16 protein-coding genes are annotated in these 16,588 nt (G+C 63.3%); 4 read left to right on the top strand and 12 right to left on the bottom strand.

The genetic code is table 11. From position 1 onward, the window contains the following. Nucleotides 1-6: 6 nt before the first annotated feature. The 5 genes from TM49_RS10795 to TM49_RS10775 all read right to left on the bottom strand — a co-directional run bounded on the left by TM49_RS10795 (nt 7) and on the right by TM49_RS10775 (nt 7,585). A complete protein-coding gene (locus TM49_RS10795) occupies nt 7-1,212 on the bottom strand; it encodes an ROK family transcriptional regulator (protein ID WP_045681195.1) in 1,206 nt (401 codons plus the stop codon). A 130-nt stretch (nt 1,213-1,342) separates the two neighbouring features. Continuing rightward, the gene (locus TM49_RS10790) at nt 1,343-4,363 is read right to left on the bottom strand and encodes an alpha-mannosidase (protein ID WP_045681193.1); all 3,021 of its coding nucleotides are present in this window, start codon (nt 4,361-4,363) and stop codon (nt 1,343-1,345) included. Between the two features lie 22 nt (nt 4,364-4,385). Further along, nucleotides 4,386-5,228, bottom strand: coding sequence for a carbohydrate ABC transporter permease (locus TM49_RS10785; RefSeq protein ID WP_045681191.1), 843 nt, complete (start codon nt 5,226-5,228; stop codon nt 4,386-4,388). Next, nucleotides 5,225-6,085: a carbohydrate ABC transporter permease gene (locus tag TM49_RS10780; protein ID WP_052699808.1), complete on the bottom strand. Its 861-nt coding sequence runs from the start codon at nt 6,083-6,085 to the stop codon at nt 5,225-5,227. Before TM49_RS10780 ends, TM49_RS10785 begins: the two co-directional genes overlap by 4 nt. Before the next feature lie 195 nt (nt 6,086-6,280). Further along, entirely contained in the window at nt 6,281-7,585 is a 1,305-nt protein-coding gene (locus tag TM49_RS10775; protein ID WP_045681189.1) for an extracellular solute-binding protein, read from the bottom strand. Between the two features lie 125 nt (nt 7,586-7,710). On the opposite strand from TM49_RS10775, the gene TM49_RS10770 reads away from it, so the two are divergent. From TM49_RS10770 to TM49_RS10760, 3 genes are all read left to right on the top strand, one after another. Next, nucleotides 7,711-8,712: an ABC transporter ATP-binding protein gene (locus TM49_RS10770; protein ID WP_045681188.1), complete on the top strand. Its 1,002-nt coding sequence runs from the start codon at nt 7,711-7,713 to the stop codon at nt 8,710-8,712. A 117-nt stretch (nt 8,713-8,829) separates the two neighbouring features. Then, a complete protein-coding gene (locus TM49_RS10765) occupies nt 8,830-9,471 on the top strand; it encodes a DUF1007 family protein (RefSeq protein WP_045681187.1) in 642 nt (213 codons plus the stop codon). Further along, complete coding sequence (locus tag TM49_RS10760) at nt 9,462-10,520, top strand: nickel/cobalt transporter (protein WP_045681185.1); 1,059 nt, start codon at nt 9,462-9,464, stop codon at nt 10,518-10,520. Before TM49_RS10765 ends, TM49_RS10760 begins: the two co-directional genes overlap by 10 nt. A gap of 16 nt (nt 10,521-10,536) precedes the next feature. On the opposite strand, the gene ubiV is transcribed toward TM49_RS10760, so the two are convergent. Genes ubiV through ubiT form a run of 3 tightly spaced genes read right to left on the bottom strand, consistent with a single transcriptional unit; the run spans nt 10,537 to nt 12,928 of the window. After that, on the bottom strand, nt 10,537-11,439 hold the full coding sequence (gene ubiV, locus TM49_RS10755; protein ID WP_045681183.1) for a ubiquinone anaerobic biosynthesis protein UbiV: 903 nt from the start codon (nt 11,437-11,439) through the stop codon (nt 10,537-10,539). A gap of 14 nt (nt 11,440-11,453) precedes the next feature. Beyond that, a complete protein-coding gene (ubiU, locus tag TM49_RS10750; protein ID WP_045681181.1) occupies nt 11,454-12,431 on the bottom strand; it encodes a ubiquinone anaerobic biosynthesis protein UbiU in 978 nt (325 codons plus the stop codon). After that, nucleotides 12,422-12,928 (bottom strand): ubiquinone anaerobic biosynthesis accessory factor UbiT, encoded by a 507-nt coding sequence (ubiT, locus tag TM49_RS10745; protein WP_045681179.1) that lies wholly within the window; start codon nt 12,926-12,928, stop codon nt 12,422-12,424. Before ubiT ends, ubiU begins: the two co-directional genes overlap by 10 nt. A gap of 108 nt (nt 12,929-13,036) precedes the next feature. Here ubiT and TM49_RS10740 point away from each other — a divergent pair, with 108 nt between their 5' ends. Next, nucleotides 13,037-14,530 (top strand): UbiD family decarboxylase, encoded by a 1,494-nt coding sequence (locus TM49_RS10740; protein ID WP_045681177.1) that lies wholly within the window; start codon nt 13,037-13,039, stop codon nt 14,528-14,530. 3 nt (nt 14,531-14,533) lie between these two features. Here TM49_RS10740 and TM49_RS10735 read toward each other — a convergent pair whose 3' ends face one another. The 4 genes from TM49_RS10735 to TM49_RS10720 all read right to left on the bottom strand — a co-directional run bounded on the left by TM49_RS10735 (nt 14,534) and on the right by TM49_RS10720 (nt 16,515). Further along, nucleotides 14,534-14,740 (bottom strand): hypothetical protein, encoded by a 207-nt coding sequence (locus TM49_RS10735; protein WP_045681176.1) that lies wholly within the window; start codon nt 14,738-14,740, stop codon nt 14,534-14,536. Further along, nucleotides 14,737-15,426: a GNAT family N-acetyltransferase gene (locus TM49_RS10730; protein ID WP_045685120.1), complete on the bottom strand. Its 690-nt coding sequence runs from the start codon at nt 15,424-15,426 to the stop codon at nt 14,737-14,739. The genes TM49_RS10735 and TM49_RS10730 overlap by 4 nt, the downstream gene beginning before the upstream one ends. 102 nt (nt 15,427-15,528) lie before the next feature. After that, nucleotides 15,529-15,714, bottom strand: a complete 186-nt coding sequence (gene rpmF, locus TM49_RS10725) for a 50S ribosomal protein L32 (RefSeq protein WP_045681174.1) — start codon at nt 15,712-15,714, stop codon at nt 15,529-15,531. 153 nt (nt 15,715-15,867) lie between these two features. After that, nucleotides 15,868-16,515: a glutathione S-transferase family protein gene (locus TM49_RS10720; protein ID WP_045681172.1), complete on the bottom strand. Its 648-nt coding sequence runs from the start codon at nt 16,513-16,515 to the stop codon at nt 15,868-15,870. Nucleotides 16,516-16,588 lie beyond the last annotated feature (73 nt).

The raw sequence follows: 16,588 nt of genomic DNA, 5'->3' as shown, positions 1-16,588 counted from the left end.
CCCGCCTCAGGCCGGTGCGCGCCGCAGGGCGTTGGTGAGCGGCATCCGCACGCGCTGGGCGCTTTCGGCAGACGGCAGCGACATCGCATGGGCGAGCGGCATTGCGGCAGCGCCGCGCGCCACCGCATCCGCCGAGCCGGCGGCCCGATGCAGCGACGGCGCGGTGACGCCGCGTTTAGTGATCTCGTCGTGCACATAGAGCAGCAGTTCATCGATCAGCCGCGCCGGCAGCCTTCCGCCGATGACGACGCCGTCCGGATCGACGATCATGCCGACATTGATGATGGCCTCGGCCAGCTTGACCGCAAACCGCGCGAGCCAGGCGCTGACGATCTGCTTGCCGCGTTCGTCGAGCATCAGCAGGTCGGCTGGCTTTTCGATGGCGATCCCCTCGCGCGCCAGGATATCCTGCAGGATGATCAGCGAGAACATGTCGCCGATCGGCCGGGTCTCGGCGGAACCGTCTTCCAGCGCGAGCGGTACCCACCCGATCTCGCCGCCGAGCCCGCTCGCCCCCTTGTGCAGACGTCCATCGATGACGAGCGCGCCGCCAAGGCAGGCGTTGACCAGAATATAGAAGAAGGTCCGCATCTCGGTGCCAAGGCCATATTCGACCTCGCCGAGCGCGGCGGCATTCGCATCATTGTCGATATAAACGGGATCGTCGGCGAAATCCGCGATTGCGGCCCGCATGTCGAAGCGCGTCCAGGCGCCATAGGCTTCCGGGATGCCGATCACGCCGATCTCGCCCAGCCAGTCGGGAATGGCGATGCCGATGCCGGCGAGGCGCTCCTTGTTGATGGCCCCGCGCCGAAGGAAGTCGCGAAACGTCTCCTTCAGGTATTTCATCGCCATGTCCGGCATCATGAAAGGTTCTTCGTGATGCTCCCGGGCCAGCACCTGGCCGGTTCCGTTGACGGCCAGGATGGTGAGATGCGAGCGGTCGATATGAACGCCGATCGACGAGAGCCCGTCCGGATTGATCTCGAGCTCGATCGCCGGCTGTCCGCGCAACCCGTGCCGCCGCCGCGCCTCCATGATCAGCCCGTCATCGATCAGCCGCTCGACGATGCGGGTGACGGCTTGCTTGGTCAGCCGCGATTTTTCGGCAAGTTCGCTGCGCGAGACCGGGCCGTCGCGATGGATGGCAGCGAGGATCATCGCGCGATTGCGCTGCGCCGCCTGCCCGCCATTGGCCCCCGTCAGTTTCATCGCGATTCTCCCCGTCAATGAACTCGATTTTCCGACGAGGAGCCGTGCGTTGCAAGGCCGGCGCTGAAGCACCAGGGCCTGACTGCCACAATCCCCCCCTTTGAGGGGGAGATTGTTTCCAGACCGTATTTCAGCCCTTCCCGATAACCCAGCTTTTCACCTCGAAAGGCATCAGCTGGTCGGCGGCGGCTCCTGAGGGTTCTTCCATCAGGGTCACCGCATCGGAAAGCGCAAAGCCTTGCGGCGTCTCGACGCCGATCGGGCCGCGACGACCGGCGGGTTCGTAGACGCGCAGAACGAGATCGCTGCTGCTATCCTCCTTCAGCTTCAGGCCGCCGAGCGCTGCCGGAACACCGGAAACCTTGAGCGGGATCTGGACGCCAGCCACCTTGCCGGAGACCGCAAGCGTCAGCGGCGGCTGATTGAGGAGTTCGGCCTCGGTCAGAACGCCGGCCTCGTGCCAGTTGCCCTCGTGCGGCATCAGCGCATAGGTGAAGGCCTGATGGCCCTCGTCGGCGAGCGGATCGGGATAGATCGGGGAGCGCAGCAGCGACAGGCCAAGGACATTGCCGCGGGCGCTGTAGCCATATTTGGCATCGTTCAGCAGCGCGAAGCCGAAGCCGTTTTCGGCGAGATCGACGAAGCGATGCGCGGCGAACTCGAAGGCAGTCTGCTGCCATGTCGTGTTGGCGTGCGTCGCCCGTTCGATAACGCCGAAAGCGCATTCGCCAATTGCCTTGCCGTGGTGGATGGCAAGCGGTGTCTCGGTGCGCAGCAGCGCCCGCCGGTCATGCCAGTCGACCTCGGTGTGGATATCGAGACGAGGGCTGCCTGCCGATAGCGACAGCGTCTGGACGATACGCGAATGCCGCCATGTACGGGTAATCCGGATCGCCGCCCGGTGTGGACCAGTCTCGACCAGCGCGATCTCGTCCGGAGTGTCGAGCGGCTCGGACTTGGCGTCGTAGTCTGCCTCGATATCCCAGGCGTCCCAGCTTCGCGGCTTGTCCATCGGATAGGCGATCAGCCGGTTGCCGGGGCCGGCAAGCGTCTCGCGACCGGAAGGCTTGTGGACCAGGCTTGCGATATTGCCGTCATCGCCGAAGGTGACCTTCAGGATGTCGTTTTCGAGGTGACGCGGGTCGGCAGAAACCGCTCCGGCAGGCGCAAGATCGGCCTCCGACAGGACATTCACCGAGAGCGGCGGCAGCACGCTGCCCGATGAGATCCAACCGCTCTCGCCAGCAAAGCGCAGCGGCATCGGTGACAATGAAGGATTGACGGCCAGCAGCACGCCCTCGCCGCCATCCGGCAGCCGGGCCGCAATCGCCTTGAGCCTTGCCTCGCGCCGTGACCTTGCCGCATCGATGACACCGGTGAGTTCTTCCGCGGCATCCTCGTAGACTTCCTTGATGCTGGAACCTGGCAGGATGTCGTGGAACTCGTTCTTCAGCACCACCTGCCAGTTTTCCTCCAGCGACACCGGATAGTCGCCGCCGGTGAGATAATCGAGGCTTTCCAGAGTCTCGGCGGTGATGAGATCGCGCTCGGCGCGCCGGTGCAGACGCTTGACGATGCTCTGGCTGGTAAGCGTACCGCGATGAAGTTCGAGATAGATCTCGCCGCGCCAGACATTGAGCGATTTCGCCGGCACCGTCTCGTGGACGCGGGCGAAGAAGTCGGTGACAAGCTCCCACTTCGTTTCCGGCAGAACCGGGAAAACCTGTAGCTGTTGTTCGCGGCGGATCATCTCCGCCGTCACACCGCCACCGCCATCGCCGTAACCGACGCTCAGCAGTGTCGTGTCGTGTGTGTCCTTCTGGCGGTAGTTGCGCCAGGTGTTGATCACCGAATCCGGGCGGACGACGCCGTTATAGCCCTCGACCGGGTTGTCGAAGGTGTGGGTCAGCACGCGCGATCCGTCGAGCCCCTCCCACCAGAACAGGTCGGTGGGGAAGCGGTTGGTCTCCGACCAGTTGACCTTGATGGTCAGGAAGTTATCCATGCCGCCCTGCTTCAGAAGCTGTGGCAGGGCTGGCGAGAAGCCGAAGCAGTCCGGCAGCCAGCAGACATCGTGGCGAAAGCCGAAGACGCGCTCGAAATAGCGCTGGCCGTAGAGGATCTGGCGAGCGAGCGACTCACCGGTCGGCATGTTGGTGTCGGGCTCGACCCACATGCCGCCGAGCACATCCCACTGGCCGCTCTTCACCTTGGAGACAATATCGGCGAGCAGTTCGGAGTCGTCCTTTTCGAGCTGCTGATAGTAATGCGCCGTGGTCTGGTTGAAGCGGAAGTCCGGGAATTTCTCCATCAGCCGGAGCGTCGTATGGAAACTCCGCCGGTTCTTGCGGCGGGTCTCGGCATAGGGCCAGAGCCAGGCAAGGTCGATATGGGCGTGGCCGGTGAGCGAAACCTTGCCCTGCGGCGGGAAGCGCTCGCGCAGCGCCTTCAGTTCGCCCATCAGCCAGTCATAGGTATCCGCCACGCTCTGTCGCTCGGCATCGGAAAGCCCGGCGGGGTGTTCCTTCATCTCCGGCAGTTTCCAGATCTTCTGCTGCTGGGTCCAAGGCGAAATACGGGCGATATAGTTCTGTGTCTCCGACGGCCAGTCGAGCCGGGAGAAGGCCTCTTCGGAAAGCGCGAGAAGGTGCGGCACGGCCTCGTGGTCGATGATGGTGCGGACCGTCTCGTCGATCTGGCGCAGCAGAAGCCAGAGATCATCCACCGGCCGGTCGAGCCAGAAGATTTCCGTCCGCTCCAGCCGCGGTTCCTTGACCGGCACGCCGAACGGGGCGCGCGGCACGCTTTCCGACGCAATATCGAAGCTGCGGGCAAAGACGGAGAATTCGCGGTGATACGGATCGTTGCCGTGGCTCTTGGCGGCGCCGTCAGCGGCGGTGAAGGTCACCAGGCTTTCGCCACCGAGATCGATATAGGCGCGGGTGTCCTCAAGGTCCCAGTCCGCGGGGATATCCGCATGCGCGGCGAAATGAACCGGACCGTCGACACGCGGCCAGCCTTCGCCGAGGGCAATCGGCTGGCCCTCGAAGGTCCAGCCGGTAATGTCGCGGCGGTCGCGCGCGCGCCAGAATTCGAGTTCCTGAAGCCTGACCGTCAGGCGGTCGAGGCGCTGGGCATGGGTGAGAGGCATTGATATGTTTCCGTTGAGTTGGTCAGCCCTTGACGGCACCAGCCGTCATGGCGCTGAGAATGAGGCGCTGCAGAAGCAGGAAGGCGATGATCGCGGGCGCGACGGACACCAGGCAGGCGGCCGCGAGCACCTGCATGGAGGAATCATTTTGCGTGCCGGCATACTGGAAGATGCCGACGGCAATGGGGGTGAGCGATTCCTTGGTGAACAGCAGGAAGGGCACCAGGAACTGAGACCATCCGGTGATCACCGCGATGATGAAGGCAGACGCGATGCCCGGCTTCGACAGCGGCAGGATGACGCGGAAGAACACGCCGAAATGGGTGGCACCATCAATCAGCGCCGCCTCGTCGAGACTTTTCGGAATGCCGTCCATGAAACCCTTCAGGATCCATGTCACCATCGGCACCACCAGCGCTGTATAGACGAGCGTCGCCGCCGGCTGATTGTCCAGCAGGTTGAGCGAGGCCATGTAGCGGTAGAGCGGGATCATGATCACCAGCGGCGAGATCATCTGGAAGGCAAGAATGCCCATCAGCCATGGTCCCTTGCCCTTCATCGGCAGGCGCGAGAAGGCATAGGCCGCCGGCAGCGCCACGATCAGGCAGACGATGCCGCTCATGGTCGAAAGCTTCAGCGCGTTCCAGAGATAGAGCGCGAATTTTGGCGAAGACAGGATCGCCATGAAATTGTCCAGCGTCGGATCATGCGGAATAAGCCGGCTGACGCCGAGATAGATCTCCTTGCGGGTTCTGAGCGCCAGCGACAGAAGCCACACCAGCGGCCACGCGAAGAAGACGAAGGCAACGATCATGAACAGGTAGCTGAAGGCATCGCCGATGCGGTTCTGGGTCGAGGCTCTCATCGTCCCTCTCCTTTCGGCAGGAAGCGCGCATAGATGATCGCAAGGCCGAGCGAGATCACCAGCATGATGATCGACAGCACCGCGCCGACCGACAGATCATAGTTCCGGAAGATGACGTTGAAGGTGTAGAGCGACAGTACTTCCGTCGCCCGTCCCGGCCCGCCGCCGGTCAGCGAGATGATCGCGTCAAAGGTGTTGAGCGTCTGGATGGTGATCAGGATCATGTTGATCAGGATCGCGGCGCGAAGCTGCGGCAGGGTGACGTAGAAGAAGCGCTGCCACGAGCGGGCGCCGTCGATGGCCGAAGCCTCGTAGAGTACCGGATTGATCGCCTTCAGCGCGGCATACATCACCACCATCGAAAACGCCGTGCCGCGCCAGACATTGGAAAGCACCGCCGACCAGATCGCGATATGCGGATCGGATAGCCACTGCACCGGACCCATGCTGAACAGCCGCAGCAGGCTGTTGAGGCCGCCGAAGGGCGCCTCGTTGAACAGCATCTTCCAGATGATGCCACCGGCAATGCCGGGCACCACCCAGGCAACCAGCGCCGTGGTCCTCAGGATGGTCGTGCCGATCAGTCGGCGCTGTTCACCGCGCACGACGACGAGGGCGACCGCGAGCCCTAGGATTTGCTGACCGACAACGCTTGCGCCGGTGAAGACGAAGGTGACAAACAGGATCTGCAGCAGTTCCGGACGGCCGAGCGTGTCGATGAAGGTCGAGAGCCCGTAGCTGTCGCCGACCTTCAGCAGCGTCGCATTGGTGAAGGCAAGGCGGAAGACCTCCATCACCGGATAGAGATAGAAGGCGCCGAGAATGAAGATTAGCGGCATCAGCCAGGGCGCAACCATGGTGTGGCGCCCGCCTCTGGCCGTCGGCCTGATCTTCGCTGCAGCCCCCGGCGTCGAGGGTAAATCGGTCATGAGCCGTTCCTCATTCCTGCGGCGCGGGCATCCGCCCGGCGCCGATCCAGAAACGCCGCGCAGGTCTCCCCGCGCGGCTTCAAAGACGTGGCGGGCGCGGCGCCTGGACGCCGCGCCGCTGGCTCAAAGCCGGTTGTAGGCGTCCATCGAGGCCTGGAAGGCTTCGTCAACGGCTGCTTCGGTTTCCTGCGATCCGGTCAGCACCTTGCCGAACATGATCTGGATCTGGTTCGAGATTTCCGGATAGACCGGAACGCCCGGGCGGGCATGGCCCGTCTTCAGAGCCTCGGCGAAGGCCTTGTTGGCCGGCGAGCCGAAGACCTCGTATTTTGAATAGAGGTCGGCACGGGTCGGAAGCTGCTCCTGCAACTCGTTCGCCGGCCCCATGTAGATCTCGCGGGCGAGATCGGCGCACATCTCGATCTTGGCCGGGTCATCGCTGAGGGCCGCTACGGTCCAGCCGCCGGTACCTGTCGAGCGCTGGTCGGCCGTCGGGCCGGGCAGTGCCGAGAAGGTCCAGTTTTCAAACGTCTCCTCGTCCAGCGTGTCCTTGAGCTGCTTCAGCTGCCAGTTGCCGCCAACGAAGAGCGCCGTCGTTCCGGCCGCGGCTGCGGCGTTGAAGTCGTCGTAATTGCCGATGCTCGCCACACGCTTCGGTGCGGCGCCGCTTTCGACGAGATCACGATAGTAGTTGACCGCATCGATGAACTTCTGCCGGTTCTCGCCCTCGGCGAAGATCGGCTTTCCGCTGTCATCGACGAGGCTGCCGCCCTGCCCCCAGAAATTGGCAAGCCAGTCAAAGGTCGTGCCTTCATAGCGCGAACCGTTGAACAGGAGGCCTTCCTTGCCTTCGTCGGTGGACGCGATGGCCGCGGCCTTCGTCGCCTCCCAGGTTTCCGGCGCATCGGCGATCACCGACTTGTCGCGGTAAAGAACCCGAAGGTCGGTCGACCACCACCAGGCGTAGATATCACCATCGTCGCCGGTAATGCCCTCGCGGACGAACGGGAAGAGCTGACCAATTTCCTCTTCGCTGAAATACGGCGAGAACGACTGCAGCACACCCGCGCCCATGAACTGCGCCAGCACGAAGCTGTCGACAGCCGCGCAATCGGGTGCGTTGCCGGACTGGGCCTGTTCGAGGATGCGCGCCTGCTCCTGGTTGATGTCGCCGGACATCATCTGCAGCTCGACCTTCCAGCCCGGATGGTTTTCCACATAGGCCCGAAACAGATCGCCATAGCCGGCAGCCACATTAGGATCATTGTTGCGAGGCCCATCTCCGGTCATGCGGAAGATCAGCGTATTCTCCGCATCGGCAGGGCCGACCGTATCACCGGTGATGATTTCGCCGGCGGCATGCGCCAGCGGCGCGCCAGCGAGAACTGTGGACACGACAAGAAGCCCCAGACGGGTGCTGCGTTTCATATGAAATTCCTCCCAAAATTTCCTCCGGCGGATTTCAGGTGCCGGGTTGGCAAACGGTCTGAAATCCGTCATGAGTTAGATTAAGTCACCTTTGTTTTGTGTCAAGCGACAATCTGGGAGGAAGCATGGCAAGGGTAGAAGTTGCCGATTTACATAAGAGTTTCGGCTCTTTAGAGGTTATCCACGGCACCTCGTTCGATATCGATGACGGCGAATTCGTCATCCTGATCGGACCTTCGGGTTGCGGCAAATCCACGATGCTCCGGATGATTGCCGGGCTGGAGGGCATCTCCGCCGGCGAGGTCTCGATCGACGGCACGGTGGTCAACGATCTCGCCCCGCGCGATCGCGACATCGCCATGGTGTTTCAGGATTACGCGCTCTATCCGCATATGGACGTGGCCACCAATATGGGCTTCTCGCTGAAGCTCAATGGCCACGACAAGGCGGAGATCAAGGAGCGCGTCGGAAAGGCCGCGGCGATCCTTAATCTCGAACCACTGCTCGACCGCAAGCCCGCGGCCCTTTCCGGCGGCCAGCGCCAGCGCGTCGCCATGGGCCGCTCGATCGTGCGTGCGCCGAAGGTGTTCCTGTTCGACGAGCCTCTGTCGAACCTCGACGCCAAGCTTCGGGTGCAGATGCGCTCGGAAATCCGCGAACTGCAGCAGCGGCTTGGTACCACCACGATCTACGTCACCCACGACCAGACCGAAGCGATGACCATGGCCGACAAGGTGGTGGTGCTGAACGGCGGGCGCATCGAACAGGTCGGCCCGCCGCTGGAGCTATACCGGCATCCCGTCAACCTGTTCGTCGCCACCTTTATCGGCTCACCGCAGATGAACATCATCTCCGGCGCTGCCGCCCGCGCCTACGACGCCGCCGAGATCGGCGTCCGGCCCGAACATCTCGATGTCGCGACAGATGGAGCAGGCTGGAAGGGCAAGGTCGTGTCGGCCGAATATCTCGGCAGCGACACCTTCATGAGCGTCGAGACCGAGGAGGCCGGCCGCCTCAACATCCGCACCGACGGCGACATCGAGTTTTCGCCCGGCACGGAGATCGTGGTGCGCCCCAAGCCGGACAAGGTCCACCGCTTCGACGAGAAGGGCTGGCGCATCGTTTGAGGTTCCGCCAACCGGATATCCACCATCTGAGGCAAGAATTTGCCTCAGACTTCTTGTTTCCGACTCAATTGTGACCCATCAAGCCTCTGACGCGCATGTCCCGAACCGAGGCTTCAGATGAGACGAACAATAGCGGCGGCATCCTTGCTTTTCGGTGCCCTTGGCGCCGGCAGCGCAAGCGCGCATCCGCATGTCTTCGTCGATGCCCGGCTGGAGGTCGTTGCCGATGACGACGGCAACATCACCGCGCTTCATAATGTCTGGCGTTTCGACGAGTTCTTCTCGTCCTCGGTCATCCTCGATTACGATGCCAACATGGACAATCAGCTGACCGGCGAAGAGCTGACGGACATCGGCGATACGGTGCGCGATTCGCTCGAGGAATACGACTTCTACACCCAGATCACCGACAACGGCGAAGACATCAAGCTCGCCCGGCCCGATGTGATTCATGCCGATATGCGCGACGGCCAGCTTCTGCTCTTCTTCGAAGCCAAGCCCGAGAAGCCGATCAAGCTCAAGGGCCACTTGACCTTCGGTGTCTACGATTCGACCATGTACACGGCGATCGACTTCCATCAGGACACCGATCTCGTCACCATCGGCAAGGCCTTCGAAGCCTGTCAGACGCTCGTGCTGCGACCGAATCCGGACGAGGTGATCTCGCAGAACAAGGATGCGCTGACGGCGGCCTTCTTCAACGACCCGACAGACATGAGCAAGCTCTTCGCGACGAAACTGGATGTAACATGCGACTGACCCGCCCGACCGCCATTTTGCTAACGCTGATGACGCTCCTGATCGTGGTCACCAGCGCGCGCGCCCAAACCTCGCCGCTCGGCATCGGCACCGCAGAGCCGTCCTTCTCGTCCTCCTTCGGCCCGCTCCAGCATGTTCTCCTTGCGATCAACCGCTACCAGCAGCAGTTCTACCATGCGCTGACAGCCGCCCTGAAGGCGATGAAGGATGATCCGATGAAGGTGCTCGGCCTGGTCGGCCTCTCCTTCGCCTATGGCGTCTTTCATGCCGCCGGCCCCGGCCACGGCAAGGCCGTCATCTCTTCCTATCTGATTGCCAATGAGACGGAACTGAAGCGCGGCGTGCTGATCTCGCTTCTGGCCTCGATCGCGCAGGGCGTCTCCGCTGTCCTTCTCGTGGGCACAGCCTATCTCTTCCTGCGCGGCACCGCCGTATCGATGCGGGACGCGACGCTCTACATGGAGCAGGCAAGCTTTCTTCTGATCGCAGCCTTCGGCGCCTGGCTGTTCCTGAGCAAGACTCGTGGCCTGTTTCTGGGGCCGAGGCCGGCGCTCGCGGGCGGTCCGGCGCTTGCGCATAGCCATGACGACGAGCACCACGCGCATCATCACAGCCATAATGATCATCACGAGCATCATCACGGCCACGAAGACCATCATGTCCACGGGCCGGATTGCGGCTGCGGCCACGCCCACATGCCCGATCCGTCAGCCCTTGGCGGCCAGCGCTTCGACTGGAAAGGCGCCGGTTCCGCCATCCTCGCGATCGGCATGCGCCCCTGCTCGGGCGCGCTGATCGTGCTGACCTTCGCACTTCTGAACGGTCTGATCCTCGGCGGCATCGCCTCGGTCTTCGCCATGGCCATCGGCACCGCCATCACGGTTTCGGTGCTGGCGACCATCGCGGTCACCGCCAAGGGACTTGCGGTCCGGCTTTCCGGCGGTGGCAGGTCGCGTGCCAACACCATAGGCCGCTCGATCGAGATCGCCGCCGCCTTCTGCGTCATGCTGATGGGCCTGACGCTGTTTGCCGCCTCGATGGCCGCCTGAGGCCTCACCTGACGCGTCAGGCCGGCTGACGCACCAGCGCGGCCCCTTCCCGCCCGTAGAGGAAGCCGTTGGAAAGCGGCACGCCGGGATAGACCGCGGCGAGCCGCGCCATGCCCTCGTCGGCATCAGCCCGCCCATCCAGCACATTCCGGAAGACTTCCGCCACCGCCACCATGTCGCAGTCCTGCGGCGACAGGCGGAAGCGCCCGATTCCGGCCGCCATCAGTTGCGGCAGCTCGGCGAGCAAAGACTGGCAGGTGTAGGACATGGTCTGAACCCCGTTCAGCGACAGGAACGGCTGGCGAGCGAGCGTGTTGACCGTCAGCCCGTCCGGATCCTTGCCGCAGATGAACTGGCAGTTGTCCTTGATCTTGCCCTTCGAGCGCGCATGCGCACACCGCGCGGAGATCGCCAGCGGCAGCCGCCCGAAGGCGAAGACCTCGAGTTCCACCCCTGGGCCCGCGGCCGCAATCGCCTCGATCGAGGACAGCGGCAGTTCCGGCGGCAGGCATAGCGTCGTCGCACCGCGCGCCTGCAGCAAACGGGCCGTCGGGGCGTTGTAGACATTGACCAGCGGCCCGACCGTATGCGGTCGGCTCTTCAGATACATGAAGGCGGAAAGGTCGTTGACCTCGATCAGTTTGTCGGAATCGTCCGCAAGCGCCTTCAGCGTCTTCGTCTCGCGCGGCAGGGTCACCAGCGCGTAGCTGGAAACGACCACCTCCTTGCCGGCCGCCTGAAGCCGGGCGACGACATCTTCCATGTGCGGGTCGATCAGATGCTGGCGCTTGGAACAGATCGTCTCGCCAACGACGACGCGGGAAACCGGCGCCTCGTCGGCGATGCGATAGTAGAAATCGCGCCACTTGTCGCCCTCCCAGAGATAATAGACCGGTCCGAGCGTGAGTTCGGTTTGCATGTTCTGGCCTCCCTCTACCGCCACTTCTTGTCATAAGCGCCGGAGGTGGTCTTCTGCCCCTCCGACAGCCCGGCGAGCCGCGAGAGCAGCCCGGTGCGCACGTCGGGCGGCGCATCGAGTGCCTTCTTCAGCGTCGACACCACCTCGGCGACATAGGCCTTGCCGCGCTGGCGTCCCTCGATCTTCAGCGCCGAGACACCGGCCGCCCGCAGTGCATCGATCTCGCTCATCACATCGAGCGAAACCGGGTCTTCGAAGGCATAGCCCGCAGCGTCGCCGATGTTGAACCGGCCCTTGCAGAGCGTCGGATACCCTGCGGCCTCGCCGTCGCCGAAGCGATTGATGGTGTAACCCCCGAGCTCCGAAATCATCTCGCGTCCCTCGCGGCGATAGCGCACATGGCTTGCCGGCGAGCAGACGCCGTTCATGTTCGGAGACTTGCCGGTGGCATAGGAGGAGAGCGAGCACCGCCCCTCCGCCATCACGCAAAGACCGCCGAAGACGAAGACCTCGATCTCGCATTTCACCGCCTTGCCGATGCGCGCAATGTCGGCGATCGTCAGCGTGCGCGGCAGCACTACGCGCTTGGCATTGAAGGCCTCGACCAGGAAATTGATCGCATCGGGATTGGATGCGGAGGCCTGAACGGAGACGTGCAGGCGCTGCTCGGGCAGGTTCTTCGCCACATGCGCCATCAGCCCGAAATCGGCAAGGATCAGCGCATCTGCGCCGAGCCGCGAGGCATCCTCCGCCCCCTTGTACCAGATCGCCTCGTCGCCGGCGCGCATGAAGGTGTTGAGCGCGACCAGCACCTTCGTGCCGTGCTTGTGGGCATGGTCGATCGCGTCGCGCAGCTCGTCGCGGGAAAAATTGAGCCCGGGGAAATTGCGAGCATTGGTTTCATCCGAAAACCCGCAATAGACGGCGTCTGCTCCCGCCTCGACGGCAGCGCGGAAGGCGGAGGGTGTACCTGCCGGGCAGATCAGTTCCATGCACGCGGCTCCTCGAACAGCACCTTGCCGCGGATACGCGCCGCCGTGTGCGCCACCATCGGCGCGAACGGGCCGGCGAGCGAGGAGAGGTCGCTCGGCAGATCGATGTCGCAATCGTCAAGCGCATTGCGAAGCGCCAGCATCGCCTCCATGTCGCCGCTGACGGCGAGATCGCGCGAGAAGAACAGGGCATCGCCGTCAAGCCGGCCCTCCATCAGCGCCAGCAGGATGAAGAACGGCCCCTCCACGGTCGCATCCGCCTCGACGGAGCAGTCGCTGCGCAGCACCGTAACCTCTTCCTCCGCCGGTGCGATCAGGAACACGAAGGGCAGATCGACGGGACGGAAGGCATAGTGCTTGGACTTGTGCTCGCCGAGCCGCTCGAACAGGGCCGGATGCTTGCGCATCAGCTTTTGCAGGAGAAGGTTGGCGGTGCGCTCCGCAAGGGCAATCGGCACGAGGTCGAAAGGTATGGCAAGCGCGGGCGGGAGTCTCATCGTTTTTGCCTTTCGCTAGATTTCATGCGCCGAACCTATCGACATGCGCACCGCTTCGATTTGAGCTAGCGCAAAGACCGGCGCTTTTCGGACCGCCATGAAAATTTCATGGAAAAAAATCAGCCCCCGCGCCGCTTCGACGGCCTTCAGGATTTTCTCGCAACGCTCGAAAAGCGGGGTCGGCTGAAGCGGATATCGGCACCCGTCTCGCTGAGGCACGAAATCACCGAAATCCACCGCCGGGTGCTGGAACAGAGCGGGCCTGCCCTCCTATTTGAGCACCCTGTCGATGCGGATGGCCGGACAAGCCCGATCCCGCTCGTCGCCAATCTCTTCGGTACCCGCGAACGGATCGAATGGGGCTTCGGGCTCGCCAGCGGCGAGATCGGCAAGCTCGCCGACCTACTGGGTGCATTGCGCTCCCCGCAACCGCCTGCGAGCCTCAGGGAGGCGATGGGCAGCCTGACGCTGCTGCGCTCGGCGCTGTCGCTCGGCACGAAGGAGAGCGGCCGGGCGCCCTGCCAGGCGATCGTGTGGAAGGGGGCGGAGATCGATCTCGCCCGCCTGCCGATACAATGGTGCTGGCCGGGTGAACCGGCCCCGCTCGTCACCTGGCCGCTGGTCATCACCCGTCACCACGACAATCCGGACGATATCAATGTCGGCGTCTACCGCATGCAGGTGCTGGGAAAGGATCGCCTGATCATGCGCTGGCTGTCGCAGCGCGGCGGGGCGGCGCATTTCCGTTCATGGCAGCGCCACGGAAAGGATATGCCGGTCACGGTCGCGATCGGCTCCGACCCGGCAACGATCCTGTCGGCTGTGATGCCGCTGCCGGAAGGCATGAGCGAGCTCGCCTTCGCCGGAGTGCTGAAGGGCCAGCGCGAGCGCATCGCCCACGCGCTGACCCAGCCGCTGCCAGTTCCCGCGACCGCCGAAATCGTCCTCGAAGGCACGGTCTCGGTGACGGAAGAAGCCGATGAAGGCCCCTATGGCGACCACACCGGTTACTTCAACGCCATCGAACGCTTCCCGGTGATGACGCTTTCGGCGATCACGACGCGGAAAAACCCGGTCTATCTTTCCACCTATACCGGCCGTCCACCGGACGAACCCTCGGTGCTCGGCGAGGCAATGAACGCGCTGTTCGTGCCGCTGGTCAAACAGCAGTTTCCGGAAATCGCCGATATCCACCTGCCGCCGGAAGCCTGCTCCTACCGCGCCATCGTTGTCTCGATCGACAAGCGCTATCCGGGACAGGCGCGCCGGGTAATGATGGGGCTGTGGTCGATGCTACCGCAATTCTCGATGACCAAGCTGATCATCGTCGTCGACCCGGATATCGATGTGCGCAATTGGGAGGATGTGATGTGGGCGCTTTCGACCCGCTTCGATGCCGCCCGCGACACGCTCGTCATCGACAACACCCCAATCGACTACCTCGACTTCGCCTCTCCGAAAGCAGGCCTCGGCGGCAAGCTCGGCCTCGATGCGACGACAAAGCTCGGCCCGGAAACGGAGCGCGAATGGGGCGCGGTGCTGAAGATGTCACCCGAGGTGACGGAGAAGGTCGATCGGCTGTGGCAGACGCTTGGGCTTTGAGGCTCAGTCATCCTCATGGCGTCGCTGGTAGCGGGCGCGGAGCCACAGCACCACGAACACGGCAAGCACGAAGGCAACGCCGATCGCGAGCGCCAGCCAGCGCGAGAACTGCGCCACGTAATTGACGGCCTCGGGGAGATAATAACCGCCGGCCAGCAGGCAGAGGAGAATGATGGCGGCGGCGATGGCGGCTGAACGATTGCTGCTCATTGGGCAAGCTCCGCGCGGATTTCGGCAAGCTCGCGGCGCTGCCGGCCCTCGCCATCGAAGTTCTCCGGCGACAGCCAGGCCTCGAAGGCGGCGCGGATCACCGGCCATTCCTCATCGATCATCGAGAACCAGGCGGTGTCGCGGTTGCGGCCCTTGGCGACCATATGCTTGCGGAAAACGCCTTCGAAGGTGAAGCCGAGACGGGCGGCTGAAGCCTTGCTCTTCGCATTCTCGTTATGGCACTTCCACTCGTAGCGGCGATAATGCAGGTCATCAAAGGCGTGCCTGGCCATCAGGTAATGGACCTCTGTCGCCATCACCGAGCGCTGCATCGCCGGACCGTGGGCGACCGCCCCGACCTCGATCACGCCGTTCCTCTCGTCGATGCGCATATAGCTCGCCATGCCGACGATTTCGCCGCCGCCCGCCCTGCGGAAGACGCGCGTCACATACTGGCCTGAGGCATTTTGCTCATCGAGCCAGGCATCGAAATCGCGGCGCCCGGTGAAGTCCTGATTGGGGAAATACTGCAACAGCGCGTTGACGGCCGCCGGCTCCCTCCCGAGCGCCTGCCAGAGGCCCGCCCCGTGATCATGGACGTCGTAGGGCTCCACCGTGACGCTGATGCCGCGCTGATGCACCGGCTGCGGTCTCAGCCGCGGCGTGAAACGGGAAAGATCTTCCATCGCAGGCACTCCCTCTTCTGCCGTCGTGCGGGCAACAAAAAAGCCGCCTCGAAGGACGGCTTCCTGTCAGTCACACCAACGCATCATGCGTTGTCATCGGCCTCAGGCGTTTTCCTTCGGCGTCAGAACCTGACGACCACGGTACATGCCGGTCTTCAGGTCGATGTGGTGCGGACGGCGCAGTTCGCCGGAATTCTTGTCCTCGACATAAGCCGGAGCCTTCAGGGCATCGGCAGAGCGGCGCATACCGCGCTTGGACGGGGTCGTTTTTCTTTTCGGTACAGCCATCGGACTACTCCACTTAGGGCAAGACCCAGTCGCCGGCGGAAGAAACCACCGCGGACCCGTCTTCCAATTCTTGAAATTTGGCGCGCTTATACAGGTCCTGCAGCCATTTGACCAGTCCCCCGGCCAAATTTTTAGTGGCCGGTGGAAAGAAGCTCAGACCTCGTCTTCGGGCACCACCCAGCTTTCTGCAAGGGCGCCATCCCGCCAGCGCTGGAAGGCCGGTAGACCCTTCATCGCCTTCATGTAGGCAAGGGTCACCGGATTGTCCACCAGTTCGTAGATCTCGAACCGGTTGACGACCGGCGCGTACATCGCATCGGCAGCCGTGAAAGAGCCGAACAGGAAAGGGCCTCCGGAGGCTTCCAGCGCGTCCCGCCAGAGCGATTCGATCCGCCGGACATTGGCCTTCACTGCATCGCTGACCGCAAGCGGGGCCGGATCGCGGCGAAAGTTCATCGGGCAGGCGTTGCGCAGCGCCGTGAAGCCGGCATGCATCTCGGCGGCGGCCACGCGGGCGCTCGCCCGCTCGGCGCGATCCGCCGGCCACAGGCCTGCTTCCGGATAAAGCTCGGCGACATATTCGATGATTGCAAGTGATTCCCACACCCGGAACAGGCCGTGATGCAGCACCGGCACCATGCCGGCAGGCGAGAGTTCGCGAAAGCGCGGATTGCCGGCCGGCATATCGAAGGGAATCAGCACTTCCTTGAAGGGAATGCCGGTCGCCTCCATCGCCAGCCAGGGCCGGAACGACCAGGAGGAGTAGTTCTTGTTACCGATATAAAGCGTCAGATCGCTCATGCCTCTTGTCCCTCGCGGTTGAAAGCAGGCGCAGTTAAGCGCAACGCCGCCTGCCCGGCCAATGAAATCGGCG

The organism is Martelella endophytica (assembly GCF_000960975.1).
Classification (GTDB): domain Bacteria; phylum Pseudomonadota; class Alphaproteobacteria; order Rhizobiales; family Rhizobiaceae; genus Martelella; species Martelella endophytica.
The sequence above is the reverse complement of the archived record's forward strand: the minus strand, read 5'-3'. Positions and strand labels throughout refer to the sequence as shown.